General features: G+C 71.9%; 19 protein-coding genes. 6 read left to right on the top strand and 13 right to left on the bottom strand.

Going from position 1 to position 19992, the window contains the following annotated elements; translation table 11 throughout:
* Positions 1 to 4 precede the first annotated feature (4 nt).
* The gene (locus TBIS_RS07480) at positions 5 to 820 is read right to left on the bottom strand and encodes a TetR/AcrR family transcriptional regulator (RefSeq protein WP_013131749.1); all 816 of its coding nucleotides are present in this window, start codon (positions 818 to 820) and stop codon (positions 5 to 7) included.
* A gap of 102 nt (positions 821 to 922) precedes the next feature.
* Between TBIS_RS07480 and TBIS_RS07475 the strand changes: the two genes are divergently transcribed.
* Positions 923 to 2368, top strand: a complete 1446-nt coding sequence (locus tag TBIS_RS07475) for a DHA2 family efflux MFS transporter permease subunit (RefSeq protein ID WP_013131748.1) — start codon at positions 923 to 925, stop codon at positions 2366 to 2368.
* A gap of 103 nt (positions 2369 to 2471) precedes the next feature.
* Here TBIS_RS07475 and der read toward each other — a convergent pair whose 3' ends face one another.
* The 11 genes from der to TBIS_RS07420 all read right to left on the bottom strand — a co-directional run bounded on the left by der (position 2472) and on the right by TBIS_RS07420 (position 13891).
* Positions 2472 to 3902: a ribosome biogenesis GTPase Der gene (gene der, locus TBIS_RS07470; protein WP_013131747.1), complete on the bottom strand. Its 1431-nt coding sequence runs from the start codon at positions 3900 to 3902 to the stop codon at positions 2472 to 2474.
* A 28-nt stretch (positions 3903 to 3930) separates the two neighbouring features.
* The gene (gene cmk / locus TBIS_RS07465; protein WP_013131746.1) at positions 3931 to 4689 is read right to left on the bottom strand and encodes a (d)CMP kinase; all 759 of its coding nucleotides are present in this window, start codon (positions 4687 to 4689) and stop codon (positions 3931 to 3933) included.
* 96 nt (positions 4690 to 4785) lie between these two features.
* Positions 4786 to 5877: a prephenate dehydrogenase gene (locus tag TBIS_RS07460; RefSeq protein WP_013131745.1), complete on the bottom strand. Its 1092-nt coding sequence runs from the start codon at positions 5875 to 5877 to the stop codon at positions 4786 to 4788.
* Between the two features lie 125 nt (positions 5878 to 6002).
* Positions 6003 to 6362, bottom strand: a complete 360-nt coding sequence (gene aroH, locus TBIS_RS07455) for a chorismate mutase (protein ID WP_013131744.1) — start codon at positions 6360 to 6362, stop codon at positions 6003 to 6005.
* A 104-nt stretch (positions 6363 to 6466) separates the two neighbouring features.
* Positions 6467 to 7747, bottom strand: coding sequence for a pseudouridine synthase (locus TBIS_RS07450; protein ID WP_013131743.1), 1281 nt, complete (start codon positions 7745 to 7747; stop codon positions 6467 to 6469).
* A complete protein-coding gene (gene scpB / locus TBIS_RS07445) occupies positions 7744 to 8274 on the bottom strand; it encodes an SMC-Scp complex subunit ScpB (RefSeq protein ID WP_041432057.1) in 531 nt (176 codons plus the stop codon). Before scpB ends, TBIS_RS07450 begins: the two co-directional genes overlap by 4 nt.
* 293 nt (positions 8275 to 8567) lie before the next feature.
* Positions 8568 to 9437 (bottom strand): segregation and condensation protein A, encoded by an 870-nt coding sequence (locus tag TBIS_RS07440; protein WP_013131741.1) that lies wholly within the window; start codon positions 9435 to 9437, stop codon positions 8568 to 8570.
* A 156-nt stretch (positions 9438 to 9593) separates the two neighbouring features.
* Entirely contained in the window at positions 9594 to 10454 is an 861-nt protein-coding gene (locus TBIS_RS07435; RefSeq protein ID WP_273369392.1) for a ParA family protein, read from the bottom strand.
* A 160-nt stretch (positions 10455 to 10614) separates the two neighbouring features.
* Positions 10615 to 11556 (bottom strand): site-specific tyrosine recombinase XerD, encoded by a 942-nt coding sequence (xerD, locus tag TBIS_RS07430; protein WP_013131739.1) that lies wholly within the window; start codon positions 11554 to 11556, stop codon positions 10615 to 10617.
* 23 nt (positions 11557 to 11579) lie between these two features.
* Positions 11580 to 12215: an NUDIX domain-containing protein gene (locus tag TBIS_RS07425; RefSeq protein WP_241019934.1), complete on the bottom strand. Its 636-nt coding sequence runs from the start codon at positions 12213 to 12215 to the stop codon at positions 11580 to 11582.
* Complete coding sequence (locus TBIS_RS07420) at positions 12215 to 13891, bottom strand: CTP synthase (protein ID WP_013131737.1); 1677 nt, start codon at positions 13889 to 13891, stop codon at positions 12215 to 12217. The genes TBIS_RS07425 and TBIS_RS07420 overlap by 1 nt, the downstream gene beginning before the upstream one ends.
* A gap of 177 nt (positions 13892 to 14068) precedes the next feature.
* Between TBIS_RS07420 and TBIS_RS18575 the strand changes: the two genes are divergently transcribed.
* A complete protein-coding gene (locus tag TBIS_RS18575; RefSeq protein ID WP_013131736.1) occupies positions 14069 to 14905 on the top strand; it encodes an acyltransferase in 837 nt (278 codons plus the stop codon).
* 287 nt (positions 14906 to 15192) lie between these two features.
* On the opposite strand, the gene uvrB is transcribed toward TBIS_RS18575, so the two are convergent.
* A complete protein-coding gene (gene uvrB, locus TBIS_RS07410) occupies positions 15193 to 17301 on the bottom strand; it encodes an excinuclease ABC subunit UvrB (protein ID WP_013131735.1) in 2109 nt (702 codons plus the stop codon).
* A 174-nt stretch (positions 17302 to 17475) separates the two neighbouring features.
* On the opposite strand from uvrB, the gene TBIS_RS19795 reads away from it, so the two are divergent.
* The 4 genes from TBIS_RS19795 to TBIS_RS07400 are packed head-to-tail and all read left to right on the top strand — an operon-like array spanning position 17476 to position 19949.
* A complete protein-coding gene (locus TBIS_RS19795) occupies positions 17476 to 17931 on the top strand; it encodes a hypothetical protein (RefSeq protein ID WP_013131734.1) in 456 nt (151 codons plus the stop codon).
* Positions 17928 to 18509, top strand: coding sequence for a hypothetical protein (locus TBIS_RS19790; RefSeq protein WP_013131733.1), 582 nt, complete (start codon positions 17928 to 17930; stop codon positions 18507 to 18509). Before TBIS_RS19795 ends, TBIS_RS19790 begins: the two co-directional genes overlap by 4 nt.
* The gene (locus tag TBIS_RS19010) at positions 18506 to 19072 is read left to right on the top strand and encodes a hypothetical protein (protein WP_206207392.1); all 567 of its coding nucleotides are present in this window, start codon (positions 18506 to 18508) and stop codon (positions 19070 to 19072) included. Before TBIS_RS19790 ends, TBIS_RS19010 begins: the two co-directional genes overlap by 4 nt.
* Positions 18990 to 19949, top strand: coding sequence for an inositol monophosphatase family protein (locus tag TBIS_RS07400; RefSeq protein ID WP_013131732.1), 960 nt, complete (start codon positions 18990 to 18992; stop codon positions 19947 to 19949). The genes TBIS_RS19010 and TBIS_RS07400 overlap by 83 nt, the downstream gene beginning before the upstream one ends.
* The last annotated feature ends 43 nt before the right edge of the window (positions 19950 to 19992 follow it).

Genomic DNA, 19992 nt, shown 5'->3' with positions numbered 1-19992 from the left:
GTCGTCATGCGGGTGAACGACGGGCCCCGCCCGGCAGGCCGGGCGGGGCCTGGGCACGTGGGCCTGAGGCCTCCTGCGCCTTGGTGCCCGTCATGCGCGCCTCGATGCCGTCGAGTATGAGCTCGAGCCCGTAGCGGAAGCGCTCCTCGCCGCCGGCGTCCACCAGGTCGTCGACGTGCTTGGTGAGGTGGGGAAACCGCTCGGGCGGCAGCGCCCGGTAGTAGCTCTTGATCTGGCCGATCCACGACTCGAAGTACTCGCGCTTGTCGGTGAAGCCGGCCGCGCGCATGCGGGCATGGTGCAGCGACGCCTCGTAGGCGTCGCCGACGACGTAGAGGGAGAGCCGGTCAAGCGCCACGGCCGCCTCCCTGGGCGGCATGCCCGCCTCCACGAGCAGGCCGAAGACGAACTCGCCCGTGCGCACGGAGTTCTCACCCGTGGGGATGGTGGCCAGCGCCGCCCTGGCGACGTCGCGGTGCGCCTTGAGCACGCGGTGCATCTCCAGCGCGTACGCGCGCAGTTGCTCCTTCCAGCGGGCCGGATCGCGCTCCGGGAGCCGGATCTCGCCGAGCACCCGGTCGTAGAGCAGCTCCAGCAGCTCGTCCTTGTTGGCGACGTGGGCGTAGAGCGAGGCCGGACCGGTGTCGAGCTCCTGGGCCACGCGCCTCATGCTGAGCGCGCCGAGCCCTTCGGTGTCGAGGATCCGCAGGCCGGCCTCGATGATCAAATCCAGGCTGAGCTGCCGTTTGGGCTGGGCCGGCTTGCGCCTCTTGCGCCACGGCGGCGCCGGGATGCCCTCCTCTCCTGCGCGATCCGCCATACGAACAGCATACTTGACACGAACTATGTTCGTCATTAAAACGATGTTCGCTTGTAAAACGCTGTTCGTTTACTGGAACACCGTTATCGAAGGAGATCGTTCATGACCGTGACCGCCACCTCTGCGCAGGCCGGGGTACGCCCGTACCGATGGCGGTGGATCGCCCTGTTCGTGATCCTCGCCGCCGAGGTGATGGACCTCCTGGACGGCCTCGTCACCACGATCGCCGCCCCCACCATCCGGCGGGACCTGGGCGGCTCGGAGAGCCTCGTGCAGTGGCTCGGCGCCGGCTACACCCTCGCCATGGCCGTCGGCCTGATCACCGGCGGGCGCCTCGGCGACCTGTACGGCAAGAAGCGCATGTTCGTGATCGGCGCCTCCGGCTTCACCCTCGCCTCACTGTTGTGCGGGGTCGCGGTCAGCCCCGAGATACTGATCGCCAGCCGCGTGCTGCAGGGCCTGTTCGGCTCGGTGATGATCCCCCAGGGCCTGGGGCTGATCAAGGAAATGTTCCCACCCTACGAAGTGGGCCGGGCGTTCGGCATGTTCGGGCCCGTCCTGGCGATCTCGTCCGCGGGCGGTCCCGTGCTGGCCGGCTGGCTGGTGGACGCCGACTTCTTCGGCACCGGGTGGCGCATGATCTTCCTGATCAACCTGCCGCTCGGCCTCACCGCCGTGCTCGCCGCGCTGCGCTACCTGCCGGAGTACCGCTCCCCCGCCGCCACCCGCCTCGACCTGCCGGGTGTCGGGCTCGTCTCGCTCGCCTCGTTCCTGCTCGTCTTCCCGCTCATCCAGGGCCGCGAGCTGGGCTGGCCCGCCTGGACGTTCGTGTCGATGGCCGCCTCGATCGCGGTGTTCGCCCTCTTCGGCCGGTACGAGGCCCACCGCACCGCCTCAGGCCGCGACCCGCTCGTCACGCCCAGCCTGTTCCGCAAGCGCGCCTTCACCGGCGGCCTGGTGGCCGGGCTCGCGTTCTTCTCCGGCTTGATCGGCTTCGGCCTCGTCTTCACCCTCTACGCGCAGCTCGGGCTCGGCTTCGGCCCGCTCAAGGCCGGTCTCGCCGCGCTGCCGCAGGCGCTCGGCGGCGTCGTCGGCTTCGGCCTGGCCATGTCGGGGCTGCAAGAGAAGCTCGGCCGCGCCCTGCTGCAGATCGGCACGCTCGTCATGGCGGCCGGCGCGGCCGTCCTGGCCCTCACCGTTCACCTGACCGGCACGGACGTCTCCACCCTGCGGTTCGCCCCCGGCCTCGCGCTCGCCGGCATCGGCATGGGGCTCGTCATGGCGCCGTTCTTCGACATCGTGCTCGCCGGTGTCGAGCCGCACGAGTCCGGCTCCGCCTCCGGCACGCTGACCGCCGTCCAGCAGCTCGGCGGCGCGTTCGGCACCGCGGTGCTCGGCACGCTCTTCTTCCACCTCCTCGCCGACCGGTGGAGCTTCGGCTCGGCCATGCAGCTCACGGCGTGGGTCGAGGTGGGGCTGCTGGCGCTCACGTTCGGGCTGTCGTACCTGCTGCCCCGCCACGCCCGGCCGCAGGAGCCGGGCGCGTGAGACGGGACCGGCAAGGAACGGGGGTGTGCCGCTCGGGCCGGCGGGCGATGTCGCGCCGCTCGATCGCCCGCCGCCATGAGGCCGGGGAGGGCGTGGCCAGGGGCTACCGCTTGTTCTCCTTCCGCTTCTCGCGGATCTTCATCACCATGTGGATCGGCGAGCCGACGAAGCCGAACTCCTCGCGGATCCGGCGCTCCAGGAACCGGCGGTAGGTCTCCTCCAGGAAGCCGGTGGTGAAGAACACGAACGTGGGCGGCTCGATCGACGCCTGGGTGACGAAGAGGATCTTCGGCTGCTTGCCCCCGCGCACCGGCGGCGGGGTCGCCCGCACCTGGTCGCCGATGAACTGGTTGAGCCGCGCGGTGGGGATCCGGGTCCCCCAGGACTCCAGGGCCCGGTCGATCGCCGGGCCGAGCTTCTCCACGTGGCGGCCGGTCTTCGCCGAGATGTTCACCCGGATCGCCCAGGGCGTGCGGACGAGCTTGCGGTCGATCTCCTTCTCCAGGTAGTACCGCCGCTCCTCGTCGAGCAGGTCCCACTTGTTGAACGCGAGGACCATGGCCCGGCCCGACTCGGCGACGAGCGAGATGATCCGCAGGTCCTGCTCGGTCAGCGGCTCGGAGGCGTCGATCAGCACCACGGCGGCCTCCGACCGCTCCAGCGCCGAGCGGGTCCGCATCGCCGCGTAGAAGTCGGCCCCCTTCAGCTCGCGGTCGCGGCGGCGGATGCCGGCGGTGTCCACGAACCGGTAGGTCTTGCCGCCCAGCTCGATGAGCTCGTCCACTGGGTCGCGGGTGGTGCCCGGCATGGGGTCGACGAGCACCCGCTCCTCCCCGGCCATCCGGTTGAGCAGCGACGACTTGCCGACGTTCGGCCGGCCGACCAGCGCCACCCGGCGCGGCCCGCGGGGCGCGCCCGCCTCCTGCGGCGGGGGCGTGGGCAGGGCGTCGAGCATCGCGTCGAGCAGGTCGCCGGTGCCCCGGCCGTGGAGAGCCGAGATCGGGTACGGCTCGCCGAGGCCGAGCGACCACAGCGCGGTGGCCTCCAGCTCGACCTGCTGGTTGTCGGCCTTGTTGGCGACGAGCAGGACCGGCTTGCCCGAGCGGCGGAGCACCGAGCCCACGGCCTCGTCCGCGTCGGTCACGCCGACCGTGGCGTCCACCACGAACAGCACCACGTCGGCGAGCTCCGCGGCGACCTGCGCCTGCTCGGCGATCCGCAGCGCCATCCCGGTGGCGTCCGGGTCCCACCCGCCGGTGTCCACCAGGGTGAACCGGCGGCCCTGCCAGGACGCCTCATAGGCCACCCGGTCCCGGGTGACGCCGGGCACGTCCTCGACCACCGCGGCGCGGCGGCCGAGGATCCGGTTGACCAGGGTGGACTTGCCCACGTTCGGGCGTCCCACCACGGCGACGACGGGGAGCCGCCCCGGGTCGGGCCGTTCCCCGCCCTCCCCGGTGATCTCGGTGAGATCGGCCTCCACCCAGCCGTCCTCGTCCACGTACTCCCCCGTCACGTCCATACTCCGCCCCATCGGCTGCTTCCTTCCCGATCCAGCCGGATCAGGGTCCCATCGGCCGCGGCCCCTCGCCGACGAGCGGGCGCTCCGGCTCGCCCGGGCCGGTCCGTTCCTTGATGATCCGGAGCACCTCGGCGATCACCTCGTCGAGCGTGAGCGGGGTGGTGTCCAGCTCCACGGCGTCGGCGGCCTTGGTCAGCGGGGAGATCCCGCGGGTCGAGTCGAGCGTGTCGCGCCGGGCCAGCTCGGCCTTCTGCCGCTCGACCGTGGTGCCGGCCAGCTCCGCCGAGCGGCGCCGGGCGCGGGCCTCGGCGCTCGCGGTCAGGTAGATCTTGACGGGCGCGTCGGGCGCGACCACGGTGCCGATGTCCCGGCCCTCCACCACGATCCCCCCGGTCTCCAGGGAGCGCGCGATGATCTCACGCTGCATGGCGACCAGCCGGTGCCGCACCTCGGGGACGGCGCTCACCGCCGAGACCGCCGAGGTCACCTCGGGGCCGCGGATGGGCCCGCTCACGTCGACGCCGTCCACGGCGATGGCGGGGGCGCCGGGGTCGGTGCCCACGGTGAGCGACGGTTCACCGGCGCGGGCCGCGATCGCCGCCGGGTCGCCGACGTCCACGCCCTTCTGGAGCATCCACCAGGTCACCGCGCGGTACATGGCGCCCGTGTCGAGGTAGCGCAGGCCCAGCTCCCGGGCCACACCCCGGGAGACGCTCGACTTGCCCGACCCCGACGGTCCGTCAATGGCGACGACCAGTCCCGCCACCGGCCACTCCTCCCCTTCCGATCCGTCCTGCATGAGGCTACCGGGATTCGGCGATGCGCCGCGCACCGGCGGACCGGCGCGCACCCGAGCGCGGCCGCGCACCGGGGCCGGGGCGGCCGCGGGTGCGGGCTAGGCCGACACCTGCCAGCCGCGCGCCCGCAGGGCCTCGGTGAGCACGGCCGCGGCCTCCGGCTGGACGTACAGCTCGGCCGCGCCCAGCGGCAGCCCGGGGGCGTGCTCGAGCCGGATGTCCTCGATGTTGACCCCGGTCTCCCCGGCGGCCTGCACCAGGCGGGCGAGCTCGCCGGGGCGGTCGCCGATGACCACCTGGAGCACGGCGTAGGTGCGGGCCGGTCCGCCGTGCTTGCCGGGGATCCGCCCGGTGCCCCGGACCCCGCGCTGGAGCAGGTCGGTGACGGCCGCCGCGGAACCCCCGGCGGGCAGCCCGCGCAGGGCCCGCGCCGCCGTCATGAGGTCGGCCGCGATCCGTTCGAGCACCTCGGCGACGGGCAGGGCGTTGCCGGAGAGGATCCCGGTCCACAGCGCCGGGTCGCCGGCGGCGATCCGGGTGACGTCGCGCACCCCCTGCCCGCACAGGCCGAGCGCGGTCTCGGACGCCTCGGCCAGGCGCGCGGCGACCGCGGCCGCGGTCACGTGCGGGGCGTGCGAGACGAGCGCCACCGCGCGGTCGTGCTCGGCGGCCTCCACCTCCACGGGCTTGCCGCCGCACAGCTCGATCAGCTCCCGTACGGCCCGCACCGCGTCCGGGGACGCCTCCGGTGTGGGGCAGTACGCCCAGGGGCGGCCGAGGAAGAGGTCCGCCCGCGCCGCGACCGGGCCCGACCGCTCCCGGCCGGCGAGCGGGTGCCCGGCGACGTAGCTGGACAGGTCGCACCCGAGCTGCTCGGCCTCGGAGATCGGCAGCGCCTTCACGCTGGCGACGTCCGTGTAGACCCGGGCGGCCTCGCGCTTCTGCAGCTCGAGCAGCTGCTGGGCCACGTACTGGGGCGGGACCGCGATGACGGCGATGTCGGCCGCCTGCTCTCCCGTCCACTCCTCTCCGGCACCGAGCTCCCGGGCGAGCCGTACCGCGGCGGGGTCACGGTCGGCGAGATAGACCCGGACGGACCGGCCGCGCAGCGCGAGCGCGATCGAGGTGCCGATCAGGCCCGTGCCGACGATGACCACGCTGGCGATCGTCCCGCCCTCAGTGGGAGTCATGGTGCTGGTCCCTGCCGTGCCGTCTCGTTCCCGGCGGCCGGTCGCCCCGGCCGCCCGCTCCGCGTCCTGTCCTCCGTCACCGCGCCCGGCGTACCGCGGCGCCCCGCCGGGTCACCGGCCCCGGGTCACTGGGCGATGTCCAGGCGGAGCGCGACGGCGCCGCGCAGGTACACGTGCTGGATCTCGCTGCGCGGCTTGTCGGTCTCCACATGGGCCATCATGCGCACCACCCGGGGCAGCGCGCCGGGCACGTCGATCTCGCACGCGCAGAGCAACGGGACGTCGTGGAAGCCCAGCTTCCGCGCCGCCAGCGCGGGGAACTCGGCGTTCAGATCCGGCGTGCAGGTGAATATGACGCTGATCACGTCATCCTTGGTGAGCCGGTTGCGCTCCATCACCTCGGTCACCAGCTCGGTCGTGCCGGCGAGGATCGCCTCACGATCGTTGCTGTCGACCTGAATGGCACCGCGGATCGCCCGCACCATGTGGTTCCCCTAGCTCCCGATCATCGCTCGATGAACGGCGCCGTAGCCCAGCGCGCGCCTGACCGCCATTATGCCCGGGTTACGAAAGTCTCCCGTCTCCGGGATCAGAGCCCGACCGCGGCGTAGAGGTCCCCGATCTCCCGCAGGGTCAGGGCCCGTACCGTGCCCGGCTTCAGCCGGCCCAGCTTCACCGGGCCGAACTCGATCCGGGCGAGCTCGAGCACCGGGTGGCCGACCGCCTCCATCAGCCGCCGGACGATGTGCTTGCGGCCCTCGTGGAGCACGATCTCGACGAGCGCCTGCCGCCCGTGCTGCTGGATGACGGTGAAGCCGTCCACGGTGACCTTGCCGTCCTCGAGCTCCACGCCCGCGCGCAGGGTGCGCGCGAGCTTCCGGGGCACCGGCCCGGCCACCTTGGCGATGTACTTCTTCCGCACCCCGTAGCTCGGGTGGGTGAGCCGGTGGGCGAGCTCGCCGTCGTTGGTGAACAGCAGCAGGCCCTCGGTGGCGGTGTCCAGGCGGCCGACGTGGAAGAGCCGCGGCGCGAGGTCCTGGACGTAGTCCGCCAGGCAGGGCCGGCCCTCGGGGTCGTCCATGGTGCTCACCACGCCGGCCGGCTTGTTGAAGGCGTAGTAGGCGAGGCCGGTGGAGGTGGGGATGCGCTTGCCGTCCACGCGGATGATCTGCCGCTCGGGGTCGACCCGGGCGCCGTAGCGGCGCACCACCTGGCCGTCCACGGTGACCCGGCCCTGGCCGATCAGCTCCTCGCAGGCGCGGCGGCTCGCCACGCCCGCCCGGGCGAGCACCTTCTGCAGCCGCTCGCCGCCCGGAACCTCGGTGGTGTCGCGCTCCTCGGCGTGGCCGTCGTCGAAGTCCGGGTCGCGCACCGGCTCACGGAGCCACTCCTCCTCCCGGCGGTCGCCGGCCTGGTCGCCTCGGGGCGTGGCCGGGCCGCGCCGCGCGGCCGCGGCGGGGCGTTCCCGGCGCTCCTCATGGCGCTCGGCGGCACGCCCGGGCCCGGACGCGCGGGCCTCCTCCGGCGCGGTGGCCGGGTCCTCGCGCCACGGCCGCTGCCGCGCCCCGGAGCGGCCGAACCTGGCGCGCACGCCGCTCCGCCCGGCGCGCGCCGCCGGCCGGTCCGCGGGCCGCCCGGTGCGCTTCTCACGCCGCGCCGCGGCGCCGCTCTCACCGCCGGGGACGGCCCGGGCCTGGCCGGACCGGGCGCCCGCGGCGCGCGGGCCGCCGCGGCCGCGCTGCTTCCGGGCGTCGTCCTCCACGGTGCGGCGGGGCTTGCCGAGACCGCCGCGGCGGGCACCGTCCTTCGGGCCGGTGCCCCGGCTCTTACCGCGTCCCTCACCGGACGGGGTGTAACGCCTGCTCTTCACTGATTCTCCTCAAGGATCTCCACGTCATCCGGGAGGAATGGGGCGAGTTCCGGGAGCTCGTCGAGGCTCCGCAACCCCAGCTTCTCCAGGAAGTAGTTGGTCGTCCGGTAGAGCACCGCCTGGCTCTCCGGATCCGTGCCCGCTTCTTCGATGAGGCCGCGGGCGACCAGGGTCCGCATGACGCCGTCGCTGTTGACCCCGCGCACGGCCGAGACCCTGGCCCGGGACACCGGCTGGCGGTAGGCGACCACGGCGAGCGTCTCGAGTGCGGCCTGGGTCAGCCGTGCCTGCTGACCGTCCCGGACGAACCGCTCCACCACGGGGGCGTATTCGGGCCGGGTGTAGATCCGCCAGCCTCCGGCGACCTCTCGTAGGTCGAACCCCCGGCCGGCCGCCGTGTATTCCGCGGCGAGCTCGGCGAGGATGTCCCGGACCCGGTCGGCGGGGAGGTCCACCGCCTTGGCGAGGTCCGCCTCCGGGACCGGCTCGTCCACGACCATCAGGATCGCCTCCAGGGCCGCCCGCACGTCGAGCTCGGGCGGCCGGTCGGCCGCGCCGTCCCCGGGCGCGCCGGTGCCGGGCCGGTCGTCCGCACCGGGCCGGTCCGTCACGCCCGGCTGATCCGCCGTGCCGGACCGGTCCCCCGTGCCCGGGCGGTCCGCCGTACCGGGTGGGACCGGCTCCGGCGCGCCCCGGCCGGCGGCCTCCGAAGGGGCGGCGTGGTGGTCCTGGTCAGGCGCCTCGCTGATCTCCATCGCTCCTCGTCCGTCCTGCCGGGACCCGCCGGGCGGCCGGCGCCCGGCGGCTCCCGGTTCCGTCGTCATGACGTGGCGTCCGCCCGCTCGGGCGCGCCGCCCTCCCCGGCGGGCTTGCCCGACCCGTAGTCGTCGCCGATCGTGATGTCGCCGTCCGCGGTCCCCGTCCAGGTGATGTACAGGTCGCCGAACGGCTCGACCTGGTCGAAGGAGACCGCGCCCTCCTTGTACAGCTCGAGGACCGCCAGGAACCGGGCGACGACCTCGTGGAGCCCGGCGCAGTCGGCGGTGAGCGCACGGAACGTGGCCCGCTGGACCCTCCGCAGCCGTTCGATCAGGATAGACGCCTGCTCGCGCACGCTGGCGAGCGGCTGGTAGATGTGCTCGACCGGGACCTTGGGCGGGGCCTTCGGCGTCAGGGCCCGTGCGGCGATCTTGGCGAGCTCCTGGGGGCCGATGCCGAGCACGAGCTCCGGGAGCAGGTCGGCGAACCGCTTCTCCATCGGCACGCTGCGGGGGAAGCGCAGCGCCTCGTCCGCCATCCGCTCGGCGAAGATCTTCGCGACCTCCTTGTACGCCCGGTACTGCAGGAGCCGGGCGAACAGCAGGTCCCGGGCCTCGAGCAGGGCGAGGTCCTCCTCGTCCTCGACCTCCCCCGTGGGCAGCAGCCGCGCCGCCTTCAGGTCAAGCAGGGTGGCGGCGACGAGCAGGAAGTGGCTCGCCTGGTCGAGGTCCCACTCCGGCCCGCGCGAGCGGATGTACGCGATGAACTCGTCGGTGACCTTGTGGAGGGAGACCTCGGTGATGTCGAGCTTGTGCTTGGCGATGAGCGCGAGCAGCAGGTCGAACGGGCCTTCGAAGACGTCCAGGTGCACCTGGAAACCGGCGTGGGGGCCCTGCTCCTGCTCCGCCTCCTGCTGCCGGGTCACGCCCACGGGCCGTCCTCCGCGACGCGTGGCGTCACCGGCGGGCCTCCCGTGACCTGTACGCGCCGGGCCGCGTCCCGGCCGGGACGCAGCGGGACCGGGCGGCGGCACCGCCGGCGGGCGCACCGGCCGTGCTCACCGCACGCCCTGCCGGAAACCCCGCCATCAGCCGTTCATGGACGACCAGCGGGCGAGCAGCTCCCGGGCGAGGTCACGGTAGGCGGCGGCGCCCATCGACCCGGGGTCGAAGATGGTGATCGGCTCTCCGGCGAGCGTCGCGTCAGGGAAGCGAACCGTCCGGTTGATCACGGTGTGGAACACCTTGTCGCCGAAGCCCTGCATGATCGTCTGAAGGACCTCCCGCGCGTGCAGGGTGCGCGGGTCGTACATCGTCGCGAGCAGGCCGTCGATCTGCAGGTTCTTGTTGACGCGCTCCTGGACCTTGCTGATCGTCTCCATCAGCAGGGCCACACCGCGGAGCGCGAAGAACTCGCACTCCAGCGGGATGATCACACTGTGCGCGCAGGCGAGCGCGTTGACGGTGAGCAGGCCGAGCGACGGCTGGCAGTCGATCAGCACGATGTCGTAGTGCGGCAGGAGCGGCTGCAGGGCCCGCTGCAGGGCGTACTCCCTCGCCACCTCGTTGACCAGCCGGATCTCCGCACCGGACAGGTCGATGTTGCTCGGCAGGAGCTGCATGTTCTCGACCGGGGTGTCGAGGAGGACGTCCTCCACCGTGACGTCCGGGTCCTCCATCACCAGGTCGTAGATCGTCGTCTCGAGCACGCGGGGGTCGATGCCCAGCCCCACGGAGAGCGCGCCCTGCGGATCGAAGTCGACGAGCAGCACCTTCTGGCCGACCTCGGCCAGCGCCGCGCCCAGGTTGATGGTGGTGGTCGTCTTGCCGACCCCGCCCTTTTGGTTCACCATGGCGACGACACGCGCCGGACCGTGCTTCTCCGGGGGTGTCGGCTCCGGGAACACCGGACGAGGACGGCCGGTTGGCCCGATCGCACCGCCGGGAATACCCGCGTTCCACGTCGCCTCTGTGGTCGCAGTCACCTTATCTGGTCCTCCCTGACGGCCTCGAACCCGATCGAATGTAAAGGGTCGACACGTGTGCAGCAAGGCGGCGCGCCAAGGGCACGATAATCCAGGAAAGGATCTCCCAGCCAACCGGAGGCCATCAACCCCGTGCCCGGGGATGGGCAGCCGCGTACACCTCCCGGAGCCGGTCGACCGTCACCAGCGTGTACACCTGGGTCGTGGCCACCGAGGCGTGGCCGAGCAGCTCCTGGACGACCCGGACGTCGGCTCCGCCGTCGAGGAGATGGGTCGCGAACGAGTGGCGCAGCATGTGCGGGGAGACCCCGGACAGCCCGGCCCGCTCCGCCGCGGCCTGGAGCACCTCCCACGCCCCCTGCCGGGTGAGCCGGCCGCCGCGCGCGTTGAGGAAGAGCGCCGACGTCCCCCGGCCCTGCGCGGCGAGCTGCGGCCTCGCCCGGACCAGGTAGGCGTCGAGCGCCTGCCGGGCGTACCGGCCGAGCGGGACGATCCTCGTCCGGCCGCCCTTGCCGCGCAGCCGTACCTGGTCCCGCGCCGGATCAGTCGGCGCGCCGGTCGTCACGTCGTCCACGGCGAGGCCGACCGCCTCCGAGATCCGGGCGCCCGTGCCGTACAGCAGCTCGAGCAGCGCCCGGTTGCGCAGGGTGAGCGGGGAGCCGTCCGGGCCGCACGCGGCGATCAGCCGCTCCACCTCCTCGACGCTGATCGCCTTGGGCAGGCGGCGCAGCTGCCGAGGAGGCCGGATGGCGTGCGCGGGGTCGTGCCGGGTCAGGCCCTCGCGGAGCGCGAACCGGTGCAGGCCGCGCACCGCGGAGAAGGCCCGCGCCGCCGAGCTCGCCACCAGCGCCGGGTGGTCGGCGTCCCCCTCGCGCAGCGCGGTGAGGAACGCGGCCACGTCGTCCTCGCGGACCTCGGCGAGCGTGCGGAGACCCCGCGCCTTGAGGTGGTCGAGGTACCGGCGCAGGTCGCGGCGGTAGGACGCGACCGTGTTGGCGGACAGCCCTCGCTCCACCGCGAGGTGGTTCAGGTAGCTCGACAGCACCGCCTCAGGCTCGGTCAGCACGGCTCTCCGTCACCGCAGGGACCTCAGGCTTCCGGCGCGTCGGCGGGACGCAGTCCCTTGAATCCGTCGGCGGAAGCGACGTATGCGGCGAGGATACCCGCGACCGCGGGAGAATTGTGGATCTTTCCGGTGAACACCTTCCGGACGGCCTCCTCCAGCGGGACCCACACCACCGGCATGTCGGCCTCCTCGTGCTCCCGGACGAAGGAGTTGCCCTCCTCCGGGATCGGCTCCACGTCCCGGGCGAGGAAGATCCGGATGCGCTCGTCGCACATCCCCGGCGAGGTGAGGATGTCCACGAGGGTGTGCCAGGTGCGCGCCCGGTAGCCCGCCTCCTCGGCGAGCTCGCGCGCCGCGCAGTCCACCGGGTGCTCACCGGGGACGTCCCGGATGCCGGCGGGGAGCTCCCAGAGCAGGCGGCGGGCCGGGTGGCGGTACTGGCGGATCAGCAGCACCCGGTTCCGATCGTCGAGCGCGACCACCCCCACCGAGCCGGGGTGGACGACGTAGTCGCGGTCCGCCGTCACCCCGCCCGGCATCACCACCGTGTCGGTGCGCAGCGAGATGACCCGCCCGGAGAACCACTCCTTGGTCGCGACGACCTCCCACGACTCGGCGGCGTCGGCGACCTGCTCCACCTCGTCCATGTGCTCCGCCATCACGTGGTGCCGGTCCTGCCCGCGGTGACCGCCGCCTCCCGCCGCTCCGCGTACTCGAGCGCGGCCTCGATCAGCCCCTTGAACAGGGGATGCGGCCGGGTCGGGCGGGAACGGAACTCCGGATGCGCCTGGGTGCCGACGAAGAACGGGTGCTGGTCGGCGGCGAGCTCGACGAACTCCACCAGGCGGCCGTCGGGCGACAGCCCGGAGAAGACCAGGCCGACCTTCTCCAGCCGCTCCCGGTAGGCGTTGTTCACCTCGTAGCGGTGCCGGTGCCGCTCCTCCACCTTGGCCTTGCCGTACAACCGGCGGACGAGGGTGCCGTCGGCGAGCTTGGCCGGGTAGAGGCCGAGGCGCATGGTGCCGCCCATGTCCCGGGCGCCGGCGACCACGTCCTCCTGGTCCGGCATCGTGGTGATGACCGGGTTGGGGGTGTTCGGGTCGAACTCGGTGCTGCCCGCGTCCGGGATGCCGAGGAGGTTGCGGGCGGCCTCGATCACCATGCACTGCATGCCGAGGCAGATCCCGAGCAGCGGGATCCGGTTCTCGCGGGCGTGCCGGATCGCCCCGACCTTGCCCTCGATGCCGCGCACCCCGAACCCGCCGGGGACGAGCACCCCGTCGACCCCGTCGAGCTCGCGGGCGGCTCCCTCGGGGGTCTCGCAGTCGTCGCTCCTGACCCACCGGATGTTCACCCGGGTGTCGTTGGCGATCCCGCCGGCGCGGAGCGCCTCGGTGACCGACAGGTAGGCGTCGGGCAGGTCGATGTACTTGCCGACCAGCGCGATCGTGACCTCCTTGGCCGGGTGGTGGACCCGGCGCAGGAGCCGGTCCCACTCGGTCCAGTCGACGTCGCGGAACGGCAGGCCGAGCCGCCGCACCACGTAGGCGTCGAGGCCTTCGGCGTGCAGGACCTTGGGGATGTCGTAGATCGAGGCGGCGTCGACGGCCGAGACCACGGCCTCCTCGTCCACGTCGCACATCAAGCTGATCTTGCGCTTGAGCGCGGCGGGGATCGGCCGGTCCGAGCGGCAGACGATGGCGTCCGGCTGGATGCCGATGCTGCGCAACGCGGCGACCGAGTGCTGCGTCGGCTTGGTCTTCAGCTCACCGCTCGGCCCGATGTACGGCAGCAGCGAGACGTGAAGGAAGAAGACGTTGTCCCGGCCCACCTCATGGCGGACCTGGCGGACCGCCTCGAGGAACGGCAGCGACTCGATGTCGCCCACCGTCCCGCCGACCTCGGTGATCACGACGTCCACATCCGGGCCTGCCATGTCCCGGATGCGGTCCTTGATCTCGTTGGTGATATGCGGAATCACCTGCACGGTGTCGCCCAGGTACTCACCCCGGCGCTCCTTGGCGATCACATTGGAGTAGATCTGGCCGGTGGTCACGTTCGCCGACCCGTGCAGCTCGGTGTCGAGGAAGCGTTCGTAGTGCCCGATGTCGAGATCGGTCTCGGCACCGTCGTCGGTGACGAACACCTCGCCGTGCTGGAACGGGTTCATCGTCCCAGGGTCCACGTTGAGGTACGGGTCGAGCTTCTGCATCGTGACCCTGAGGCCACGAAGCTTGAGGAGGCGCCCAAGGCTGGAGGCGGTGAGCCCCTTGCCGAGACTGGAGGCGACGCCGCCGGTTACGAATACGTGCTTGGTTTGTGCGGCGCTGCGCAAGAAAGGCTCCCGTGGTCGTTTCGGTCCCCGGCGCCGGACGGCGTCCGGAAAATGCCCACGGGGTATCAGAATATCAAAGGCTTCGCTCAACAGTGCTCTTACGTGCGCGAACCCCTCGTGGGCCGGACCGGAACCCCCTGTGGCGGGAGCCGGAACCACCGGGTAATTTGTCCGGCTATGTCGATCGTAAAGCGCGCGCTCGGCCGGCTGATCCACCGGGGGTGGGACTACCTCCGGGAGGCGGCCGCGCTCCACCCCGGAGCCACCGCGGGGTACCGCTTCCGCTACTTCGGCGAAGGCGCGTGCATCGCCTTCCCCACCGGGGCGATCTTCGGGGAGCAGTGGATCGAGATCGGGGACCACACCCTCATCGGGGAGCGGGTCACGATCTCGGCGGGGATGGTGCCGGGGATGGATCTCGGCCCCGACCCGATCGTGCGGATCGGCCGCGGCTGCTCGATCGGCAGGGGGAGCCACATCGTCGGGCACGAGTCGATCGTCATCGGTGACGACGTGTTCACCGGCCCGTACGTCTACATCACCGACCAGAACCACGCCTACGACGACCCCGAGGTGCCGATCGGGCGGCAGTGGCCGCGCAACAAGCCGGTGGAGATCGGCTCCGGCTCCTGGATCGGCGCCGGCGCGATCATCCTCCCCGGCACCAAGATCGGCCGGCAGTCGGTCGTGGCCGGCGGTGCCGTGGTGCGCGGCGAGTTCCCCGACCATTCGGTGATCGCCGGAGTCCCGGCCAAGATCGTGAAGCGGCACTCCCCCGAGCTCGGCTGGTACCGGACCGACTCCGTCTCCGCGCCCGGCTCCGCGTGCCCGGGCGCGCCCTCCCCCGCGGGCCCGGCCGGGCACGCCGCGGCGGCCTCCCCCGCCGGCCCGCGCGCGCACTCCCGTGCGGCCGTGCCGCCGGCCCGGCACGGGTCACCGGACGGCCCGGCGCAGGGGCGGAACGGCTCCCGGCCGGACCCGGCGGAGGCCCACGGCCCCGCCCGGGCGGGCTGACGCCCTTCGCGATTGCCGGGGTACCGCGGGGTCCCTTACGGCCCCGCCGGGGTGGGGCGACGACACGCCCGGCGGCCGGCCTGGCGAGGGAGCCGAAGACGTACCGGGCACGAGATCACGCCGTGGGCGCAGGTCGGCTCTGCGGTCGCCGACGCCTTCCTCTCGCGCCGCAGCGCTCCGTGAGCACGCGGTCGACTCCCTGGGCACACGGGTCGGCTCCGGGTCGCCCGCGGCGCGGCACGCCGGACGGCGGTCCGCTCGCGGGACCCGTTCTCGGCGCCGGTGGGTTACCGCACCCCGGCCTCGCGCATGTCGCGCAGCTCCCGCTTGAGCTCCTTGATCTCGTCGCGGAGCCGGGCGGCGAGCTCGAACTGGAGGTCGGCGGCGGCGGCCCGCATCTGCTCGGTGAGCGACTCGATCAGCGCCTCGAGCTGCTCCCGCGGCATCTCGCCGACGATCTCCTTGGCGTGCTTCCCCGGCGTCTGGGAGAGGACCCCGGGCACCGGCGCCTTGCCCCGCGCCTGCTGGCGCCCGTTGCCGAGCAGCTGGGCGGTGTCGGCGTCCTCCCGGACCAGGGTGTCCAGGATGTCGGCGATCTTCTTCCGCAGCGGCTTGGGGTCGATGCCGTGGGCCTTGTTGTAGGCGAGCTGCTTGGCGCGGCGGCGGTTGGTCTCGTCGATCGCCCGCTGCATGGCGGGCGTGATCTTGTCCGCGTACATGTGCACCTGGCCGGAGACGTGCCGCGCGGCCCGGCCGATCATCTGGATCAGCGAGGTCTCCGACCGCAGGAACCCTTCCTTGTCCGCGTCGAGGATGGAGACGAGCGAGACCTCGGGCAGGTCGAGACCCTCGCGGAGCAGGTTGATGCCGACGAGCACGTCGTAGTCGCCCTGCCGGAGCTCGCGGAGCAGCTCGATCCGGCGCAGCGTGTCCACCTCGCTGTGCAGGTACCGGACCCGGATGCCGTTCTCCAGCAGGTAGTCGGTGAGGTCCTCGGCCATCTTCTTGGTGAGCGTGGTGACGAGCACCCGCTCGCCGCGCTCCGCCCGCACCCGGATCTCCTCCATGAGATCGTCGATCTGCCCCTTGGTGGGCTTGACCACGATCTCCGGGTCCACCAGGCCGGTCGGGCGGATGACCAGCTCGACCACGTCGCCCTGGCAGCGCGACATCTCGTACGGCCCGGGCGTGGCCGACAGGTAAACGGTCTGGCCGATGCGCTCGAGGAACTCCTCCCACTTCAGCGGGCGGTTGTCGAGCGCGGACGGGAGGCGGAAGCCGTGCTCGACCAGGGTCCGCTTCCGCGAGGCGTCGCCCTCGTACATCGCGCCGATCTGCGGCACGGTCTGGTGCGACTCGTCCAGGACGAGCAGGAAGTCCTCGGGGAAGTAGTCGAGCAGGGTGTGCGGCGGGCTGCCCGGCGGCCGGCCGTCGATGTGCCGGGAGTAGTTCTCGATGCCGGAGCACGTGCCGATCTGCCGCATCATCTCGATGTCGTAGGTCGTGCGCATGCGCAGGCGCTGCGCCTCGAGCAGCTTGCCCTGCCGCTCCAGCTCGGCGAGCCGCTCGGCGAGCTCCGCCTCGATCGACGCGATCGCCCGCTCCATGCGCTCCGGGCCGGCGACGTAGTGCGACGCGGGCAGGATCGGCACCTCGTCGTCCTCCCCGAGCACCTCGCCGGTGAGCGGGTGCAGGGTGCAGAGCCGCTCGATCTCGTCACCGAACATCTCGATCCGGACGGCGAGCTCCTGGTAGACGGGGATGACCTCGATCGTGTCCCCGCGCACCCGGAACGTGCCGCGGGTGAACGAGACGTCGTTCCGGGTGTACTGCATGTCGACGAGCCTGCGCAGCAGCTGGTCGCGGTCGATCTCCTGGCCGACCTTGAGCCGGAGCATCCGGTTGGCGTACTCCTCGGGCGTACCCAGGCCGTAGATGCAGGAGACCGAGGCGACCACGACCACGTCCCGGCGGGAGATGAGCGACCAGGTCGCCGAGTGCCGCAGCCGCTCCACCTCCTCGTTGATCGAGGAGTCCTTCTCGATGTAGGTGTCGGTCTGCGGGACGTACGCCTCGGGCTGGTAGTAGTCGTAGTACGAGACGAAGTACTCGACCGCGTTGTGCGGGAGCATGGTGCGCAGCTCGTTGGCGAACTGCGCGGCGAGCGTCTTGTTCGGCTCAATGACCAGGGTCGGGCGCTGCACCCGCTCGATGAGCCAGGCGATGGTCGCGGTCTTTCCGGTCCCGGTCGCACCGAGCAGAACGATGTCCTTTTCGCCGGCCTTGATCCGGCGTTCCAGCTCCGCGATCGCCGCGGGCTGATCACCGGACGGGGTCATGTCGGTGACGACCTGGAACCGCCCGTCCTTCCGCGGCAGCTCGATCAGAGATCCCATCGCTCACCACTCCTCGCGTCGCCGACCCGGACGGCCACGTCTGTCTAACCTACGTCCCCCGCCGGACATTTTCGGAACGGCTGACGGCCTCCCCGTCTTGACTCGACCTTTTCCAGAGTTAACCGCTCGGTTACGATCTCGGACGGGGTGATCACTCGATGTGGGGCTGAATATATGGCGAGGTTTAGAGAGACCGTCCAGCGTTCCGTGAACTGGGCGGTCAAGAACATCGACGGCGCAATCGCCCTGATACTCGCCGTCGCCGTTGCCGTACTCGGCTTGTTGCCCGACAACGTCATCGCCGACGATACCCGCTCCCAGCTGGTCAGCGGCGCCACCCTCGCCGTGCTCGCGCTGGTCACGACCACATTGCTGCGCGACCGCGTACGGCAGGAGCCGGTAGAGCTGGCGATGCAGCGGACGTCCGACGCGCTGGCCAAGCTCCAGCTGAACCGCCTGGACGAGCTCGAGCAGGTGCTGACCCGGGCCCAGCGAACGCTCGAGGACATGTCGGTCGTGCGAATCCTCACCAGCAGAAAGGAGATCGCCCAGGCGCACGCGGAGGCACGGCGGGGCACGACCTACTGGGCGTTCAAGGGGGGGGCACCGGCACCTATCTGCGCGCGGTGACCATACCGGAGATCGTCGCGGCGGCCCGGCAGGATAAGCGCCCCATCACCCTGCGCGTCGAGATCATCGATCCCACGAACGAGGAGGTCTGCGAGGCCTACGCCCACTACCGGCGCTCGCTGTCGGATCTGCCCGACGACACGGGCGAGGTGTGGACGACTGAGCGGACGAGGAAGGAGTCGTTCGCCACCGTTCTCGCCGCCTTCTGGTACCGGCAGCGGTACGGCCTGCTCGACATCGGCGTGGGGCTCTCCTCCGTGATGACCACCTTCCGCTGGGATCTGTCCAGCCGTGCGGTGATCGTCACGGTGGAAAGCCCGGACCGGGCCATGATCGCTTACACGAAGAGCTTCTATTACGAGAGCTGCCTCACCGAGCTGCGCACCAGCTTCCAGCAGGCCCGCCAGGTGCCGATCGAGCGATATAGGGCCGTCCCGCTCAGCGAGGAGCCCACGGTCGAAGAGGTCCGCAAGCTCTTCGACCGGATCGACCTGCCCCTGCCCCGGTCCTTCACCGATCGAGACGTCGTGGACGTGATCAAGAAAGCGGTCCGCGCCAAGAATCCGTACGCGCCATGACCTACGACGAAGTGGCCGGGCTCATCGCCGGTGGACAGGTACGCGAGTGGGCACTGGACGTGCTCGGCGACATCGCGGCCGGCCGCACCGGCGTGACCGCCGTCCGGCATCCGCTGGGCTTCCTCTGCCTGCCGCTGGAGCGCGCCGGAGGCGATGGAGTCTGCGTGCACATCTGGTCGCAGCGGATCAGGAGCGCGCGCGTCACAACGTCGCCGGTGCACTGCCACAGCTGGGAGCTGGTCAGCCACGTCCTCTACGGACGAGTGGCCAACGTCCACATCTCCGTGATCGACGAGACACCGGATCCCACCCACCGCGTATTCGAGGTCGTCTCGGCGGCGGACTGGGATGTCATCCAGCCAACCGAGAGGACGGTCAGGTACGCTACCGTGCGCGAAGAGCGGTTCGGCCCAGGTCAGACCTACTGGCGCCGGCCTGTTTCATATCAGCCTCGCCCCGGAGGGAGGCGAGGCCGCCACGGTGGCGCTCGGCCGGCAGATTCCCGGTCACCGCGACCTGTCGCTCGGCCCGATCACCACTCCCCCGCACCGGGTCCGTCGTGAGCGCTGCGATGCCGCGGAGACCGCCCGCGCCGCCAGACTCGCGAGGAGACACCTGTGGAAGTACGCGCGAAGGGTAGCCATAGAGGCGGCGGAGGCCGCGGGGGCGATGCTGCGCGAGTCAGCGGGCCGCCTACGCGTCCGGCCGAAGGGCGACTCCGGCGACGTGGTCACCGACCTCGACCTGGCCATCGAGGCGGTCCTCATCAACCGGGTGCTCGGCGCGTTCCCCACCCATCGGGTGATCGCTGAGGAGTCGGGCGTGCACGGCAGTGGTGAGTGGACGTGGCTCATCGATCCGTTGGACGGCACGAACAACATCGCGATCGGCCTCCACGCGTACGTGGTGGGGCTGGCGCTGTGCCGTGGCGGGCGCCCGGTGGTGGGAGTGGTCCATGATCCCGTCCGCGGGCACACCTGGTCGGCGGTGCGCGACGCGGGGGCGCTCGGGCCCACCGGACCGCTGACCGGTCCGCCCCGCCGTGACCTGCCGCACGGCCCGGTGCTCGCCTGGACGCAGGGCCACGGGGTGCCCCGGCAGGACTCTCAGGTCAGAGCGCTCAAGATGACCATGGAGCTGCGCGCCCGCCGCGTGCTCCAGCTCTGGGCCCCGCTGTTGAGCTGGGCGATGCTCGCCCGGGGCGACATCGACGGCATGATCGGCTACCAGGCCGAGGCCTTGGACCTGCCCGCCGGGGCGCTGATCGCCCAGGAGGCCGGGCTGGAGATCCGCGGGCTTGACGGTGGGCCCTTCGAGGCGGACGTGGACGCCCCGCCCGAGGCCAGGAGCTTCATCGCCGCGGCTCCCGCCCTGATCGAGCCCCTCCTTGCCATCGTGGCCGAGGCGAAGTCCCTCGCCGACGCGCTCCCACGCGCCTGAGCCGGCGGACGCGGACACGACCGGGTACAACGATCAACGCGGC

The sequence above is a fragment of the Thermobispora bispora DSM 43833 genome (assembly GCF_000092645.1).
In the GTDB taxonomy this organism is placed as follows: domain Bacteria; phylum Actinomycetota; class Actinomycetes; order Streptosporangiales; family Streptosporangiaceae; genus Thermobispora; species Thermobispora bispora.
Note: the sequence above shows the minus strand (reverse complement) of the source record. Positions and strands in the feature narration are given on the sequence as shown.